The following is a 13494-nucleotide window of genomic DNA, read 5'->3' as shown; positions in this document are numbered from 1 at the left end:
ATGCTAACTTCTAAAGAACAAAAACGCGCAGCCGAAGAGATTAGCAACTCCAGCAACAACATCGGCAAAGGCACCTTTTTGGAGGGCAACATCGAAACGTACGGCAACATCCGCATTGAAGGAAAGATTACCGGCAACGTGAAGTCCAAATCCAAAGTGGCGCTGGGCACCTCCTCGCAGGTGCAGGGCAATATCATTGCTCAGAATGCCGACATCGAAGGCGAAGTGAAGGGAAAGATCGAGGTCACCGAATTGCTTGTGTTGAAAGCCACGGCCGTTATCAACGGCGATATCATCACCGGCAAAATGGTGGTTGAACCCGGGGCTGTTTTCAATGGCTCTTGTAAGATGGGCGCCGTGATCAAAGACATTAAAATCGGCGAAAATGGGCTTAACAGAGCCATCCCCCAACAAGAAGTTAAAAACGTATAATAGCTATCTGAAATATAGCAGCCTGGCCATTCAGCTCCTCGTCGTTATGGGTGTGTTTGGATGGCTGGGACATTGGCTGGACCTTCGGCTGCAGCTCAAAACGCCGGCCTTCATGCTGTTGTTTGGATTCGCGGCGTTTGCGGGGATGATGTTTCAGGTCTACCGGTCCATAAAACGCGACAATCCTTGATTCGATTTCTAATAGCCCTGCTGGCAAGTGCCGTGTTGCTCGCGTTGGGCAGCCTGTACGCACACGCACACGGCTGGATACCTACCCTACCTTCCTTTTTTTATCAGACACTCATTTTTCTGGTGTTTAGCACCGCAATCATCTACCTCTATCTTTATAGAAGCAACAAGACCGGTTTGTTCCTGCACCTGTATCTCCTCACCATGGTGGTGAAATTCATTGCCTACGGGGCCTACAATCTGTTTGTCATTCTGGAAGACAAGCCTGGAGCAGTGTCCAACGTCATCTTTTTTATGCTCGGTTATTTCATTTTTACGGTCGTGGAGATCGCTTTTTTGTACCGCCGGATTACCAGCGGCGGGGAGCGTTGAAGAGGGGTAAAATCTTTATAAAAGATTTTTTTCTGGAGCATTAATTAATACCTTTGCGCTCGTATTCAAAAACCTTGAAATTAGCCCTGAATGAGCGTATTTTTGAGTCTTTCCAAGAAAATTTCTGTTGCCCTCATCGTATTGCTCGCGGCCTTTTCGCCGGCCCTTTTTGCGGCCGATGAAGCCCAGGTACACGAGCTGCAGGAAGAGCCTACCGCATCCGAACACGGGTTCAATGCCAGCGAGGTTATTATCCACCACGTGCTGGATGATCATATTTGGCACTTGTGGGATCATGGCGGCACCATTTACCTGCCGGTGATCGTCTATTCTGAAAAAGGCCTGGATATTTTCTCTTCCCACCATCTCTACGACGAACATCATAACAAAGTAGAATACAACGGCTACAAGCTTGACGAACTGGGTCACATCGTGTTTAACGGCCAGTCTGTGCTTGACCTTTCTATAACCAAGAACGTAGCCATGCTACTCATCAACGCTGCATTGCTGGTGTTGGTGTTCATGGCCGTTGCAAAGGGCTATAAAAAGAACCTTGGTAAAGCTCCGAGCGGCATCCAATCGTTCATGGAGCCGGTGATCGTTTTTGTGCGCGACGAGATCGTGAAGCCCAACATTGGCAAGCACTACGAAAAGTATCTGCCCTATATGCTGACGCTTTTCTTCTTCATCCTCTTCGGTAACTTCCTCGGCCTGTTGCCGGGTGCTGGGAACCTGACGGGTAACATCGCCGTCACATTGACCTTGGCGGTGCTCACGTTCCTGATCACGAACATCAAAGGGAACAAAGACTACTGGGCTCACATTTTCTGGACGCCCGGTGTGCCGCTGCCCCTTCGCCTGATCATTTTGCCGGTTGAAATTGTAGGCATCTTTACAAAACCCATTTCCCTGACCATCCGTCTTTTTGTGGCCATCACCGCAGGACACATTGTGTTGCTGAGCCTGATCTGCCTCGCGTTCATTTTCAAGAGCGTGTGGGTAGGCGCGGGATCGACCGTGATGGTATTGTTTATTAGTTTGATTGAATTGCTGGTTGCTGGTATACAAGCTTATGTGTTCACGTTGTTCTCTTCGTTGTACATCGGCATGTCCACCGCAGAACACGAACATCATTAAGATTTAAATAAAGATTTCCCCGGAGTCGGGGTTTGTTTCACTTAACTATTTTACAATTATGCTATTAGCTCTTTTATTGGACATCAGCTATGCGATCATGGGTGCAGGTATCGGTGCTGGTCTGGCTGCAATTGGCGCCGGAATTGGTATCGGCCGCATTGGTGGTTCGGCCATGGAAGGTATGGCACGTCAGCCTGAGGCTTCTGGAAAGATCCAGGGCGCCATGCTGATCATCGCCGCCCTTATTGAAGTGGCTGCCCTCTTTGCGCTCGTAATTTGCTTGCTGATCTCTCAGCGCGCAGCGTAAAAAAATCAGGAACCTGTCTTAGGCACTTGGCCGGACAGGTTTCTCTTTGTTGAAACTACACCAGATATTTTCTATAAAATATGGAACTTCTAACCCCCGGCACTGGCCTCATCATTTGGCAACTTATCATTTTCGTGCTGTTGTTTTTACTGTTGTCGAAACTGGCATGGAAACCCATTCTGTCATCGCTGAAAGAACGAGAGAAATCCATCCAGGATGCTCTTGACACAGCCGAGAACACGCGTGCCGAGATCGCCAAGCTCAAAGCCGACAACGCGAACCTGCTGAGGGAAGCCCGCGACGAACGCGACAAAATGTTGCGCGACGCCCGCGAAGCCGGCAACCGTTTGAAAGAGGAAGCGCAGATCGCTGCAAAGAAATCGGCCGACAAGATCATCGAAGATGCCCGCGCGGCCATCAACATCGAAAAGCAAGCGGCGATGAAAGACATCCGGATCCAGGTTTCCAATTTCTCGTTGGAGATCGCCGAAAAACTGTTGAAGAAAAACCTTTCCGACGATTCGTCGCAAAAGGCGTTGGTGGACAGCTATCTCAAAGATCTAAAGATCAACTAAGGCATGGCAGATTCAAGAGCAGCCTCACGCTACGTAAAGTCTCTGCTGGGCCTCGCCGTAGAGAAAAACGCACTGGAAGCCGTGCACAGCGACATGCAGTTGCTGTCGAAGATTTGTAATGAGAATCGGGCATTCGAACTGATGCTCATCAATCCCATTATCAAGCACGATAAGAAAAGAGATATCCTGGAGAAATTGTTCACCGGCAAAATGAATGCCCTCACACTTTCCATCCTCGACATCCTCACCCGCAAGAACCGTGAACCCCTGTTGCCCGCGATAGCCCGTGAATTTCACACGGCCTACAACGTCTACAAAGGCATCGGCAAGGCCAGCATCACCACGGCCATTCCGCTGGACGCCAGGTTGCGCGGAGAGTTTGAGACCATGGTGAAACAGCTGACGGAGAAGAAACAAGTCGAGCTCACCGAGAAAGTGGACAAGGACATGATCGGCGGCTTTGTGCTCAACGTGGGCGACCGTCAGATCGACGCTTCCATCAAGAACAAGTTGAAAGCGCTGAAAGTGAATTTTAGTTATAACCCCTACATAAAAGAATTTTAATCTCTAAAGAATCATGGCAGAGATCAGACCAGAAGAAGTATCAGCAATATTGCGCGAGCAACTTTCCCAATCCCGCACCGAAGCCGAACTCGAAGAAGTGGGCACCGTTCTCACGGTGGGCGATGGTGTGGCTCGTATCTACGGCCTCACACAGGCACAAGCCGGCGAGTTGCTGGAGTTTGAGACCGGCCTGAAAGCGCTGGTGCTTAACCTCGAAGAAGACAACGTAGGCGCCGTGTTGCTGGGTGAATCCAAAGGCATCAAGGAAGGCGACACCGTGAAACGCACCGGCAAGATCGCTTCCGTGAACGTAGGCGACGGCATGCTGGGCCGCGTAGTGGATACACTCGGTCAGCCCATCGACGGCAAAGGCCCGTTGAGCGGCAAGCTGTATGAAATGCCACTGGAGCGTAAAGCTCCCGGGGTTATCTTCCGTCAGCCCGTGAACGAACCGCTGCAAACCGGCATCAAGGCGATCGACTCCATGATCCCCGTAGGTCGTGGTCAGCGTGAGCTTATCATCGGCGACCGTCAGACCGGCAAGACCGCTGTGGCGCTCGATACGATCGTGAACCAAAAGGAATTTTACGAAAAGGGTCAACCTGTATACTGTATCTACGTCGCCATCGGACAGAAGGCTTCTACCGTAGCCTCCGTAGCTTCGGCTTTGGAGAAAGCAGGTGCTCTTCCCTATACCGTTATTGTATCTGCATCGGCTGCCGATCCCGCACCTATGCAGTTCTTCGCTCCCTTCACGGGTGCAGCCATCGGCGAATTCTTCCGCGACACCGGCCGCCCTGCGTTGGTGATCTACGATGACTTGTCGAAACAAGCTGTTGCCTACCGCGAAGTGTCTCTCTTGTTGAGAAGACCTCCCGGACGTGAAGCTTATCCCGGCGACGTGTTCTACCTCCACTCCCGTTTGCTGGAGCGGGCGGCCAAGATCATCAACAACGACGCCATCGCGCAAAACATGAACGACCTGCCTGCATCGATCAAAGGATTGGTGAAAGGTGGTGGATCGCTGACCGCTCTTCCTATCATTGAAACACAGGCCGGCGACGTATCTGCTTATATTCCTACGAACGTGATCTCCATCACCGATGGTCAGATCTTCTTGGAAACAAACCTTTTCAACTCCGGTATCCGTCCGGCAATCAACGTAGGTATTTCGGTATCGCGCGTGGGTGGTTCGGCACAGATCAAGTCGATGAAGAAGGTAGCCGGTACGTTGAAGTTGGATCAAGCTCAATTCCGCGAACTCGAAGCTTTTGCGAAATTCGGTTCCGACCTGGATGCGGCTACGAAACTGACGATCGAACGCGGTCGCAGAAACACAGAGATCCTGAAGCAAGATCAATACGCACCTGTGCCCGTGGAAGAGCAAGTGGCCATCATCACGGCGTCGACCCGTGGTTTTATGGACCAGGTTCCGGTTACTAAAGTGAAGCAGTTTGAGAAAGAATTCCTCGACCTGCTCCGCGCCCAGAACCGCGGTTTGCTCGACAACCTGCGCGCCGGCAAATTTGAAGATGCCGATGTGGCCATCATCAAGAAAACGGCTCAGGACCTTGCATCCAAATACGCTGCTTAATCCGTAGACACTGATCACCAGGTATGCCTAATTTAAAAGAAGTTAAGAACCGGATCACGTCGGTGATGAGCACGCAGCAGATCACCAAAGCCATGAAGATGGTGGCGGCGGCCAAGCTGCGCAAATCACAGGACCGGATCACCCAAATGCGTCCCTACGCCCAGAAGCTGAACGCTATCCTGAGAAATCTCTCCGAGGCCCAGCTTTCCGGCGACAGCGACAACTGGTACAGCCAGGTGCGCGAAGAAAAACGCATTCTCATCGTGGCGGTTAGCTCCGACCGTGGTCTTTGCGGATCGTTCAACACCACCGTGATGAAAGGTGTGACCCGCTTGATCCAGGAAAAATACGAAGCACAATCGCGCCAGGGCAACGTGGTTATCTTGCCGATCGGTAAGAAATCGGCCGAGTATTTTGGCAAGCGCAAGTATGAGCTCGTAGACCAATACACCGGTCTGTTTTCTTCCCTCACGTTCGCGCACGCTTCCGAAGCGGGCGAGTACATCATGAAGGTTTTTCGCGAAGGCAAATTCGATAAGGTAGAGTTGGTCTACAACGAATTCAAGAACGTGGCCACACAGATCCTGCGCACAGAGCAACTGTTGCCGGTGGTGTCGCCCGAGCCCCAGACCGGTGCTACCTCCAGCCAGATCGACTACATCTACCAGCCCAGCCAGCAGGAGATCGTAGAAGCCCTGATCCCCAACTCGCTGAAAGTACAGATCTTCAAAGCCCTGCTCGACTCCAACGCTGCCGAAAACGGCGCGCGGATGACCGCCATGGACAAAGCCACAGAAAACGCGGGCGAGCTTTTGAAGGAATTGAAATTGAGCTACAACCGCTCACGCCAGGCGGCCATCACCAAAGAGATCCTCGAGATCGTGGGTGGCGCGGAAGCGTTGAAGTCGGCATAAGAATTATAGTTTTAAGGTATACATTTGAAGTCTCTCCGGTTGCGGAGAGACTTTTTTTATGACCGGATTTACGCGGGTATATCGTTACGTTAATCTGCTGAGCCTTGACATTGTGGCGGGCGCGGTCGTGAGCGCCCTTTTCTTTGCCCGCGTATTGGATGTTACCCTTCGCCCGGTGGGTCTTTTAGCCCTGGCGTTGACGGTCTGGGTGATTTATACAGCCGATCATTTGAAGGATGCGCGCGACATCGGAAGAAGCGCATCCACATCGCGTCACCGGTTTCACCAGGAACATTTCAGAACCTTATTGATAGCCGCCGGTCTGGCCGTGCTCGTGAATATGTTTATTGTTTTTTTTCTTCGTAAGCAGATCTTTGTCAGGGGTACTGTGCTGGCCGCGGGCGTGGGGATTTATCTGATCGTGCAGCGTTATCTGAAATTCCTGAAAGAGATCTGCATTGCCTTTCTCTATACGTGCGGTGTGCTGTTGCCTTCCTATACGTTAACGAAAGTTGAACTTGTTCCCGCGCATTACTTGCTCATTGTTCAATTCGCCATGGTGGCGTGGCTGAACTTGTTGATCTTCTCGTGGTTCGATCGCGAAGGCGACGAGAAGGATAAGCAGACCTCTTTTGTTACCATGTTGGGAGAGCCCATCACGCGGGCCAGCATCTGGTGTCTGATCGGCAGCATTTTCCTGGTGACGAGTTTTTCTCTCTACTACGCCGAAATGAAACCGGCTGTGCTCATCGTGGCTACCATGGGCCTGGTGTTGGCGTTGATCTTTGTCTTTCGAGAGACTTTTGCCAGGCAAGACTATTATCGCTTGTTGGGCGATGCCGTATTTCTTCTTCCCTTGTTTTATTTGGCATGGAGCAGCAATCCTTAACGGGCTTCGATCTCCTGGCGCCTGTCTACGACCGGTTTGCCAGCCTGGTGTACGGGTCGGCCATACGCGAAGCGCAGTTGGTTTTTCTAAAGACCATACCATCGACCGCCCAGGTTTTGATTCTTGGTGGCGGCACGGGATGGCTATTGACCGAACTTTTGGAAACGCATCCCCAATGTAATGTGTGGTACATCGAAGCCTCGGCGAAGATGCTTGAACAAGCGCGGCAGAAGCTTTCGGAACAACAGAAATCTCGCGTGAAATTTATCCACGGTACAGAAGATTCTATTCCACGCGAAATACAATTCCATGCGGTGATCACTGCCTTTTTCCTGGATTTGTTTTCACCCGCTTCATTGCGGCGTGTGATCGATAGCGTAGATACCTCGCTTGCACCGGAAAGTGTTTGGCTGGTATCTGATTTTATGGCCCGTAAAGTCTGGTGGCAGCGGCTATTGCTAAAAATGATGTACACATTTTTTCGCTGGTGCTGTGGCATCGAGGCGAAGCAACTTCCGCCTTGGGAGCAGTATATGACGGCAGAAGGGTGGCAAGTGGAGGAGGAGCAGCTGTTTTTTCGCGGCTTTATAAAGAGCGTCAGATATTCCCGGCAAGAAAAATTATGAGATCAAACGAGGGGAGGATTTTAGGGGACTATGGCTTCACTGAAGCATCATCGAATCTTTTCCCAATTGCTGCACCAGCTCGGCTTTTTCCTCCATCAGTTTGATGATCCGGCGCAAATAGTCGATCTCCTTTCGGGAGAGCTCCAGTTGTTTCTGGAAATCCGAGGTTTCGGTTTTGAGTTGTTTGATGGCCTCTCCTTCTTCCTGGACGGGAGATGACACATAGTATTGGAAAAAATTATGGTCCAGCACCTGCGATATTTTCAACAGCAGGCCCGTGTCGACATGACGTTTTTTGAAGATGCGGTAAACATTTTGCCGAACGGTTCCCAGCTCGTCGGCAAAATCGGTAAGCTTCATGTGACGGTTGTCGAAGACTTCCTTGATTTTTTCGCCAATTTCTATGGTTGCCATGGGATTGGATTTTGTACTTCTAAGTTACGTAAATTTTGCGGTTACGGTTTGGCCCTTTTCAGGGGTAGTTTTGTAACCAATTATTTTACAGTGTCGCCTTTAAGCAGTAAACTTACGTATGCAAAGCCATGACAATAGGTTTTGCCCCACCTCTCACCGCTTCAGAAAGCATGGTAAAAGCTTTTTATAAGGACGAATACGCCACCATTGAGCTGGACGAATCGATTCCCTGCATCAAGCTCACCTTGAACGGCGTGCCCCGCTACAGCGAGCACTACAACTTTGTGCAGATGAAGCGCCTGGAGCTGATGCGTCAGGAAATCCGCAATTACCCCAAACTCCACATGCTCACCGACAGCCGCACCGCCGGCCCCGTGCTGGACGAGGACGTGGCCTATTTCAGAGGGCACGTGATGCCGGAAATGGAAAAAGCCGGTGTCCGCTACCTGGCCATTGTCATGCCCAGCAGCAAATTCACCCAGCTCACGATCCGGGAAATGATCGGGGAGGTGACCATCATGAAGGTGCAATTCTTCGACTCCATCCGCGATGCCCGGCACTGGCTCCGGAAGATGACGTTGTTATAATCCAGGTTACATTTAGTCGCGAACAAAGAGCCATTTTATGCCTTTGTAGAGCCCCACGAAAGGATAGCCCAGAAGGCCGATCTTGTGCTTTTTCTCCAGGTGTATGGTCACGGTCGAAAAAGCCGCCAGGTGGTCAAAACGGGCCAGCCTGCCCTTAAGCAAATCGATCTCGCTGTTGAGTCGTTCCAGCTCCTTCTCAACTTTCACAGCCGCTTCAACGTTTTCTGCTTTTTCCAGCAACTGCAAATAGCGTTGCCTGGCTTTCTCGGCGTTGTCGAGCCGGATGGTGTAGTCTGTATAATCATCGGTCACGTCCTGGCCGGAGAGAGAGCGGGCTGTCACTTTACCCATGGCAGACAGGTCCTGTAGAACATTGCTAAGCTGCGCGGCAGGCACCCGTATGGTTGACAGTTCGTCGCCAACGGTCATTACATAGCCATCGTATTTCTTTGTTAGCAGGGGAAGCTTTTTGTTAAGGCTGTCGGGCTCTTTTAACAGTAGCGTTATGGAGGCGTTGTAAAGCACTACGCGGCTTTTGTCGGCCGCAGGCTCGGCTGTTGGCGCTGACCGGAGGTCACTCAAATACCGGGCGCTGTACGAAGTATGCGTGCCGCATGAAGCAAGGCATAGCAGGACGGCGGCAGAGAGAAGCATGTTTTTCATGGGATAGATTTTTTTGCTTCCCATAAAAACAAAAATCAATCCAAGCCGAAAGCTATTTCGCTGCCGGGTTCTTTTTACCCGCGAGGAGTTTTGTTAATGTATCGTCGAGTCTTTTCAAACGGGTCTCCTCTTTTTTTGCGGAGGCGATCCAAACCGCATACTCCTTGCGATTGGTATACGATAAGGTCTCAAAGAATTTCCGGGCAGCAGCATTCTTCTTCAACACTGCTTGCAGGTCATCGGGTATTTCCAGTACTCTTTCTTCCGTGTCTTTTTCGAGGGTGACATCGATTTTATCTCCGGCCTTTTTGCCGATCGCTTCGCGGATGTCTTTCCGGACAATGATGACATGCCCACCTGTTCCCATCGGCGCCAGGATGCCACGATAGGGGTGGCCGTCGAAGGTGGCCTTCACTTTCACCTGGCCGCGGGTGCCATATTCTTTCTCCACATCGAAGGGTACGGTGACGAAAGCACCATCAATTCCATCGGAAGGTTTTTCCATAGCGGCACGGAAGCTATGCTTTCCGCTGGACTTCGGTTGGCGGTTCATCACGAGAATCTTTGTGCGCGAACGGAATCGCAGCGCAGACCATGTGTCGTCGATGGCGACCAGGCTCACGGCTTCGTATCCCGCGGCTTGAAGGGCATCCCAACCGTTGTCGCGGGTGATGTCTGTTTTGATAACGCTGCTCTTCTTGGGATAGGCAACCCAAAATAAGCCATCTTCTTTCAACGCCTTCAATGCTTTGGGAAGGTGCTTGTCGAGTGTGGCTTTGTCTTTGGTGAAAAGCAAAACAAAACCGTAGGAGACCTTTGCTTTTGGGGTAGTGTCATGAGGCTTTTGATCAAAGCCCGGAGGAGCGTTCAGCACCAGGCCTTCGTCCGTGGTTTTGACTTTCAATTTGCCTGAAAGAATCTTGTTCATAGTCGTTAGGTTTTCCCGGCTTCTGAATGGTTTTCTTACTTCCCATTGAGGGACACGAGACCCCGAAGCGCGTTCAAATTTAAAGGTAGACGCCAAAAGAGAGGGTGAAATTTTAACTTCTTCTCCGAAAAAATACAGAATAATATGGTGAAACACCTTTATTCTGAGCCAATAAACTTCTGAAAAGGGGGTGGTTTGCCTTGTTTTCTTAAGGGTATATAAATTATCTTGCGCAGTTTAAGATTAGACAACCATTCCTAGGCCCGCTATTTGCTCTCAAGCCGTTTGCTTGTCACGAAACCTATGCGCGATCTTATAAAGCATTTGCCCGCTGTTATCTACGAATACACGGTTCAACCCAATGGAATCCGTCGTTTCGATTTCATCAGTGAGGCGTGCGAGTCGCTGCTGGGCATATCGCCGGAGGCGGTCTTGAACGACGCCGGGGCGATGGATGCCATCGTACACCTGGAGGACATCGGACAGCTACAGGCCAGTTCGCTGGTCAGTGAGCAAGCCGGGCGCGAGTGGAATTGGCAGGGGCGCATGCACGTGCGGGGCAAGATCAAGTGGGTCGAGATTCGCTCCAATCACGAGCTTCGAAACGATGGCGTCATCATCCGCCGGGGCATTATCCAAGACATTACCGAACGCATCGAGACCGCACGCGAAAGCGAGGAGCGCTATCAATCGTTGATCGAGCGACTGCCCATTGGGGTGGTCATCCATAAACAAGGCAAATTGGTTTTTGCCAACGCCTTTGCCCACGCCATCCTGGGTGGCGAAAAAAGACAGAACCTGGTGGGCACCGATGTATTGAACTTTGTGCACCCCGAATATCATCAGCGTGTCATTCGCAGAATGAAAGAGGTGGCCGTGGGATTGCCCGGGGCCATGATCGAACAGAAATATGTGCGCCAGGACGGCCAGGTCATCGATGTGGAGACCATGGCCTACCCCTTCACCTTCCGCGGCGAGCCGTGTATCCAGGTGATTTTCCGCGACATCACCGAGCGCAAGCAGGTGGAGGCCCGGATCAAAAAGAACGAGACGCTGTTGGCCCAACTTTTCCAGAACGTGCCCATGGCGGTGGTGCTGCTCACGGATTCGGGAAAAGTGGAGCAGGTGAACCGGGGGTTCGAAGAAATGTTCGGCTACACCCTCCCGGAATTGAAAGGGCGCAGCATCAACGATTTTATCGTCCCCGAAGAGCTCACCCACGAAGGCGTCGACCTCAACAACCTGATCACCAGCCATCGCATCGTGAGCATTGAAACCGTGAGAAGACATCGTCACGGCCGGATCGTGAACGTGATCCTGTATGGCATGCCCGTGATGTTAGACAACGAGACGATCGGGATCTATGGCGTCTATGTCGATATCACCGAACGCAAACGCGTGGAAGAGGAGTTGAAAATACGCAATGGCGAACTCGACAATTTTGTTTACAAGGTCTCGCACGATCTGCGTGCACCCCTGTCGTCCATCCTGGGCCTGGTGAACCTGGCCAAGCTGCCGGGCAACACCGACAATCCAATGGACTACATCGACATCATCGGCAGCAAAGTGGAGCACCTCGATCATTTTATCGGCGATGTGCTGAGCCATTCCAAAAACCTGAAGATGGAAGTGAGCGTGCGCAAAGTTGATTTTAGCCGGATCATCGAGGAGACATTCAACGATCTCAACTACCTGGAGGGAGCCAAGGAGATCAAGCGCATCATCAAAGTGGAAGGCATTGATTTCTATAGCGACCCCTGGCGCATTGCCGAAATTTTGCGAAACCTCATTTCCAACGCCATCAAATACCGCCAATTGGAACAAGTTGCATCCGAAATTGGTATTAAAATAAACATTGATCACCTTCGTGCCGAAATAGTCTTTGCCGACAATGGCATTGGCATCAGTGAAGAGAACCTGGAAAGAATTTTTGAAATGTTTTATCGCGCCACAGAACAGTCCGACGGATCGGGCATCGGTCTTTACATCGTGAAAAATGCTGTCGACAAATTGGGCGGGCAGATCACGGTGGCCAGCCGGTTGGGTCATGGCACCCGCTTTGCTATTTTGCTGCCCAACCGCATAAACAGTATGATTGGCAAAATGCCTTCCATAGGCGTTGAACAATAATGAAGATCTACGAAGTATCTACGCCCAAGCAGGCCCGTGAATTTCTCATGCTGCCGGTGAAGCTCTATAAAGACGAACCCCACTGGATCCGTCCCCTGGACAAGGATGTGGAGGCCGTCTTCGACAAAGAAAAGAACAAGACCTTCCGTCACGGCGAATGCGCCCGTTGGATATTGGTGAACGACAAACAGGAGACCATCGGTCGTGTAGCGGCTTTTGTGAATCAGAAGACCGTGAAGAAGGGCAACGATCAGCCTACGGGCGGGATGGGATTCTTTGAGTGCATCAACAACAAGGATGCCGCCTTCATGCTCTTCAACCAATGCAAGCATTGGCTCCAGGGAAAAGGCATGGAAGCGATGGACGGCCCCATCAATTTTGGCAGCCGCGACCGGTGGTGGGGGTTGCTCATTGAAGGCTTTGATCGCGAGCCGAACTATCAGTGCAATTACAACTTTCCGTATTACAAGGATTTCTTTGAGGAATACGGCTTTAAGGTATACTTCTATCAACTCACCTTCTACCGCCTCATCAACGAGCCCGTCATCGAACGACTGCGCGAGAAGGCGGCCATCACGGCGAAGGATCCTGACTATGATTTTCATTGTCTTGAAAAAAGCGAACTCCCGAAACTGGCCGAGTACCTTCATCACGTGTACAACAAGGCCTGGGCAAACCGTTCGGAAAATCCCGAGCTAAGCTTGCAGCAAGCGCGTTTGTTGGTGGCACAGATGAAGCCCATCCTGGACCGCCGCCTGTTGTATTTCGGATTTTATAAAGGTGAGCCGGTAAGTTTCTTCTTGTCGCTGCCGGAAATCAATCAGATCTTCAAATACGTGAACGGGAAGCTGAACTGGATCGGCAAATTGAAGTTCCTGTATCATACGCTCATAAAGACCAACCGAAAGGCCTTTGGGATTTTGTTTGGTGTGGTGCCCGAGCATCAGGGCAAGGGGCTGGACGGTGCCATGATCATGAATTCACGGGCTGTACTGCAGGATCAGTACAACCGTTACGATGAATATGAAATGAATTGGATCGGCGACTTCAACCCAAAGATGATCCTTGTCGTAGAACAGGTGGGCGGAACGGTTTGCAAGCGGCATGCCACCTATCGCAAGCTGTTTGATGAAACCAAGCCCTTCAAACGGGCGCCCATCCTAGGTTAGAAAA

General features: G+C 51.1%; 17 protein-coding genes. 14 read left to right on the top strand and 3 right to left on the bottom strand.

All coding sequences use genetic code 11. The features are described 5' to 3' along the window. The 11 genes from BUB30_RS12715 to BUB30_RS12665 all read left to right on the top strand — a co-directional run bounded on the left by BUB30_RS12715 (position 1) and on the right by BUB30_RS12665 (position 7599). Positions 1-432 (top strand): bactofilin family protein, encoded by a 432-nt coding sequence (locus tag BUB30_RS12715; protein ID WP_073134182.1) that lies wholly within the window; start codon positions 1-3, stop codon positions 430-432. After that, positions 386-622, top strand: coding sequence for an AtpZ/AtpI family protein (locus tag BUB30_RS12710; RefSeq protein WP_073134180.1), 237 nt, complete (start codon positions 386-388; stop codon positions 620-622). The genes BUB30_RS12715 and BUB30_RS12710 overlap by 47 nt, the downstream gene beginning before the upstream one ends. Next, complete coding sequence (locus tag BUB30_RS12705) at positions 619-993, top strand: hypothetical protein (protein ID WP_073134177.1); 375 nt, start codon at positions 619-621, stop codon at positions 991-993. Before BUB30_RS12710 ends, BUB30_RS12705 begins: the two co-directional genes overlap by 4 nt. 90 nt (positions 994-1083) lie before the next feature. Continuing rightward, complete coding sequence (atpB, locus tag BUB30_RS12700; RefSeq protein ID WP_073134175.1) at positions 1084-2130, top strand: F0F1 ATP synthase subunit A; 1047 nt, start codon at positions 1084-1086, stop codon at positions 2128-2130. A 58-nt stretch (positions 2131-2188) separates the two neighbouring features. Further along, positions 2189-2437: an ATP synthase F0 subunit C gene (gene atpE, locus BUB30_RS12695; protein ID WP_073134174.1), complete on the top strand. Its 249-nt coding sequence runs from the start codon at positions 2189-2191 to the stop codon at positions 2435-2437. A gap of 80 nt (positions 2438-2517) precedes the next feature. Then, positions 2518-3012, top strand: a complete 495-nt coding sequence (gene atpF, locus BUB30_RS12690; protein ID WP_073134172.1) for a F0F1 ATP synthase subunit B — start codon at positions 2518-2520, stop codon at positions 3010-3012. A 3-nt stretch (positions 3013-3015) separates the two neighbouring features. Next, positions 3016-3576 carry an ATP synthase F1 subunit delta gene (atpH, locus tag BUB30_RS12685; RefSeq protein ID WP_073134170.1) on the top strand — a complete coding sequence of 187 codons (561 nt, stop codon included), beginning with the start codon at positions 3016-3018 and terminating at the stop codon, positions 3574-3576. Between the two features lie 13 nt (positions 3577-3589). After that, complete coding sequence (gene atpA, locus BUB30_RS12680; protein WP_073134168.1) at positions 3590-5170, top strand: F0F1 ATP synthase subunit alpha; 1581 nt, start codon at positions 3590-3592, stop codon at positions 5168-5170. A gap of 23 nt (positions 5171-5193) precedes the next feature. Further along, a complete protein-coding gene (atpG, locus tag BUB30_RS12675) occupies positions 5194-6084 on the top strand; it encodes an ATP synthase F1 subunit gamma (protein ID WP_073134166.1) in 891 nt (296 codons plus the stop codon). 58 nt (positions 6085-6142) lie between these two features. Further along, on the top strand, positions 6143-6973 hold the full coding sequence (locus BUB30_RS12670) for a hypothetical protein (RefSeq protein WP_073134163.1): 831 nt from the start codon (positions 6143-6145) through the stop codon (positions 6971-6973). Then, positions 6955-7599 carry a class I SAM-dependent methyltransferase gene (locus BUB30_RS12665; protein WP_073134162.1) on the top strand — a complete coding sequence of 215 codons (645 nt, stop codon included), beginning with the start codon at positions 6955-6957 and terminating at the stop codon, positions 7597-7599. Before BUB30_RS12670 ends, BUB30_RS12665 begins: the two co-directional genes overlap by 19 nt. 36 nt (positions 7600-7635) lie before the next feature. Here the strand turns inward: BUB30_RS12665 and BUB30_RS35145 are convergent, their stop codons facing one another. Then, on the bottom strand, positions 7636-8013 hold the full coding sequence (locus tag BUB30_RS35145; RefSeq protein ID WP_073134160.1) for a helix-turn-helix domain-containing protein: 378 nt from the start codon (positions 8011-8013) through the stop codon (positions 7636-7638). A gap of 170 nt (positions 8014-8183) precedes the next feature. Between BUB30_RS35145 and BUB30_RS12655 the strand changes: the two genes are divergently transcribed. Further along, a complete protein-coding gene (locus tag BUB30_RS12655; protein WP_073134157.1) occupies positions 8184-8600 on the top strand; it encodes a hypothetical protein in 417 nt (138 codons plus the stop codon). A gap of 12 nt (positions 8601-8612) precedes the next feature. On the opposite strand, the gene BUB30_RS12650 is transcribed toward BUB30_RS12655, so the two are convergent. Both BUB30_RS12650 and BUB30_RS35445 read right to left on the bottom strand, forming a co-directional pair. Continuing rightward, the gene (locus BUB30_RS12650; RefSeq protein ID WP_178377092.1) at positions 8613-9263 is read right to left on the bottom strand and encodes a DUF4349 domain-containing protein; all 651 of its coding nucleotides are present in this window, start codon (positions 9261-9263) and stop codon (positions 8613-8615) included. 52 nt (positions 9264-9315) lie between these two features. Next, positions 9316-10191 carry a YdeI/OmpD-associated family protein gene (locus tag BUB30_RS35445; RefSeq protein ID WP_084138055.1) on the bottom strand — a complete coding sequence of 292 codons (876 nt, stop codon included), beginning with the start codon at positions 10189-10191 and terminating at the stop codon, positions 9316-9318. Between the two features lie 303 nt (positions 10192-10494). Between BUB30_RS35445 and BUB30_RS12640 the strand changes: the two genes are divergently transcribed. Beyond that, complete coding sequence (locus BUB30_RS12640) at positions 10495-12321, top strand: PAS domain-containing sensor histidine kinase (RefSeq protein ID WP_073134153.1); 1827 nt, start codon at positions 10495-10497, stop codon at positions 12319-12321. Then, positions 12321-13490, top strand: a complete 1170-nt coding sequence (locus BUB30_RS12635; protein WP_073134151.1) for a hypothetical protein — start codon at positions 12321-12323, stop codon at positions 13488-13490. Before BUB30_RS12640 ends, BUB30_RS12635 begins: the two co-directional genes overlap by 1 nt. Positions 13491-13494: the final 4 nt, after the last annotated feature.

Source organism: Chryseolinea serpens (genome assembly GCF_900129725.1).
Classification (GTDB): Bacteria; Bacteroidota; Bacteroidia; order Cytophagales; family Cyclobacteriaceae; genus Chryseolinea; species Chryseolinea serpens.
Note: the sequence above shows the minus strand (reverse complement) of the source record. Positions and strands in the feature narration are given on the sequence as shown.

Coding starts and splice junctions, on each gene's coding strand:
- BUB30_RS12715 (WP_073134182.1), top strand. CDS start 1: ATGCTAACTTCTAAAGAACAAAAACGCGCAGCCGAAGAGATTAGCAAC.
- BUB30_RS12710 (WP_073134180.1), top strand. CDS start 386: ATGGGCTTAACAGAGCCATCCCCCAACAAGAAGTTAAAAACGTATAAT.
- atpB (WP_073134175.1), top strand. CDS start 1,084: ATGAGCGTATTTTTGAGTCTTTCCAAGAAAATTTCTGTTGCCCTCATC.
- atpE (WP_073134174.1), top strand. CDS start 2,189: ATGCTATTAGCTCTTTTATTGGACATCAGCTATGCGATCATGGGTGCA.
- atpF (WP_073134172.1), top strand. CDS start 2,518: ATGGAACTTCTAACCCCCGGCACTGGCCTCATCATTTGGCAACTTATC.
- atpH (WP_073134170.1), top strand. CDS start 3,016: ATGGCAGATTCAAGAGCAGCCTCACGCTACGTAAAGTCTCTGCTGGGC.
- atpA (WP_073134168.1), top strand. CDS start 3,590: ATGGCAGAGATCAGACCAGAAGAAGTATCAGCAATATTGCGCGAGCAA.
- atpG (WP_073134166.1), top strand. CDS start 5,194: ATGCCTAATTTAAAAGAAGTTAAGAACCGGATCACGTCGGTGATGAGC.
- BUB30_RS12670 (WP_073134163.1), top strand. CDS start 6,143: ATGACCGGATTTACGCGGGTATATCGTTACGTTAATCTGCTGAGCCTT.
- BUB30_RS12665 (WP_073134162.1), top strand. CDS start 6,955: ATGGAGCAGCAATCCTTAACGGGCTTCGATCTCCTGGCGCCTGTCTAC.
- BUB30_RS35145 (WP_073134160.1), bottom strand. CDS start 8,013: ATGGCAACCATAGAAATTGGCGAAAAAATCAAGGAAGTCTTCGACAAC.
- BUB30_RS12655 (WP_073134157.1), top strand. CDS start 8,184: ATGGTAAAAGCTTTTTATAAGGACGAATACGCCACCATTGAGCTGGAC.
- BUB30_RS12650 (WP_178377092.1), bottom strand. CDS start 9,263: ATGAAAAACATGCTTCTCTCTGCCGCCGTCCTGCTATGCCTTGCTTCA.
- BUB30_RS35445 (WP_084138055.1), bottom strand. CDS start 10,191: ATGAACAAGATTCTTTCAGGCAAATTGAAAGTCAAAACCACGGACGAA.
- BUB30_RS12640 (WP_073134153.1), top strand. CDS start 10,495: ATGCGCGATCTTATAAAGCATTTGCCCGCTGTTATCTACGAATACACG.
- BUB30_RS12635 (WP_073134151.1), top strand. CDS start 12,321: ATGAAGATCTACGAAGTATCTACGCCCAAGCAGGCCCGTGAATTTCTC.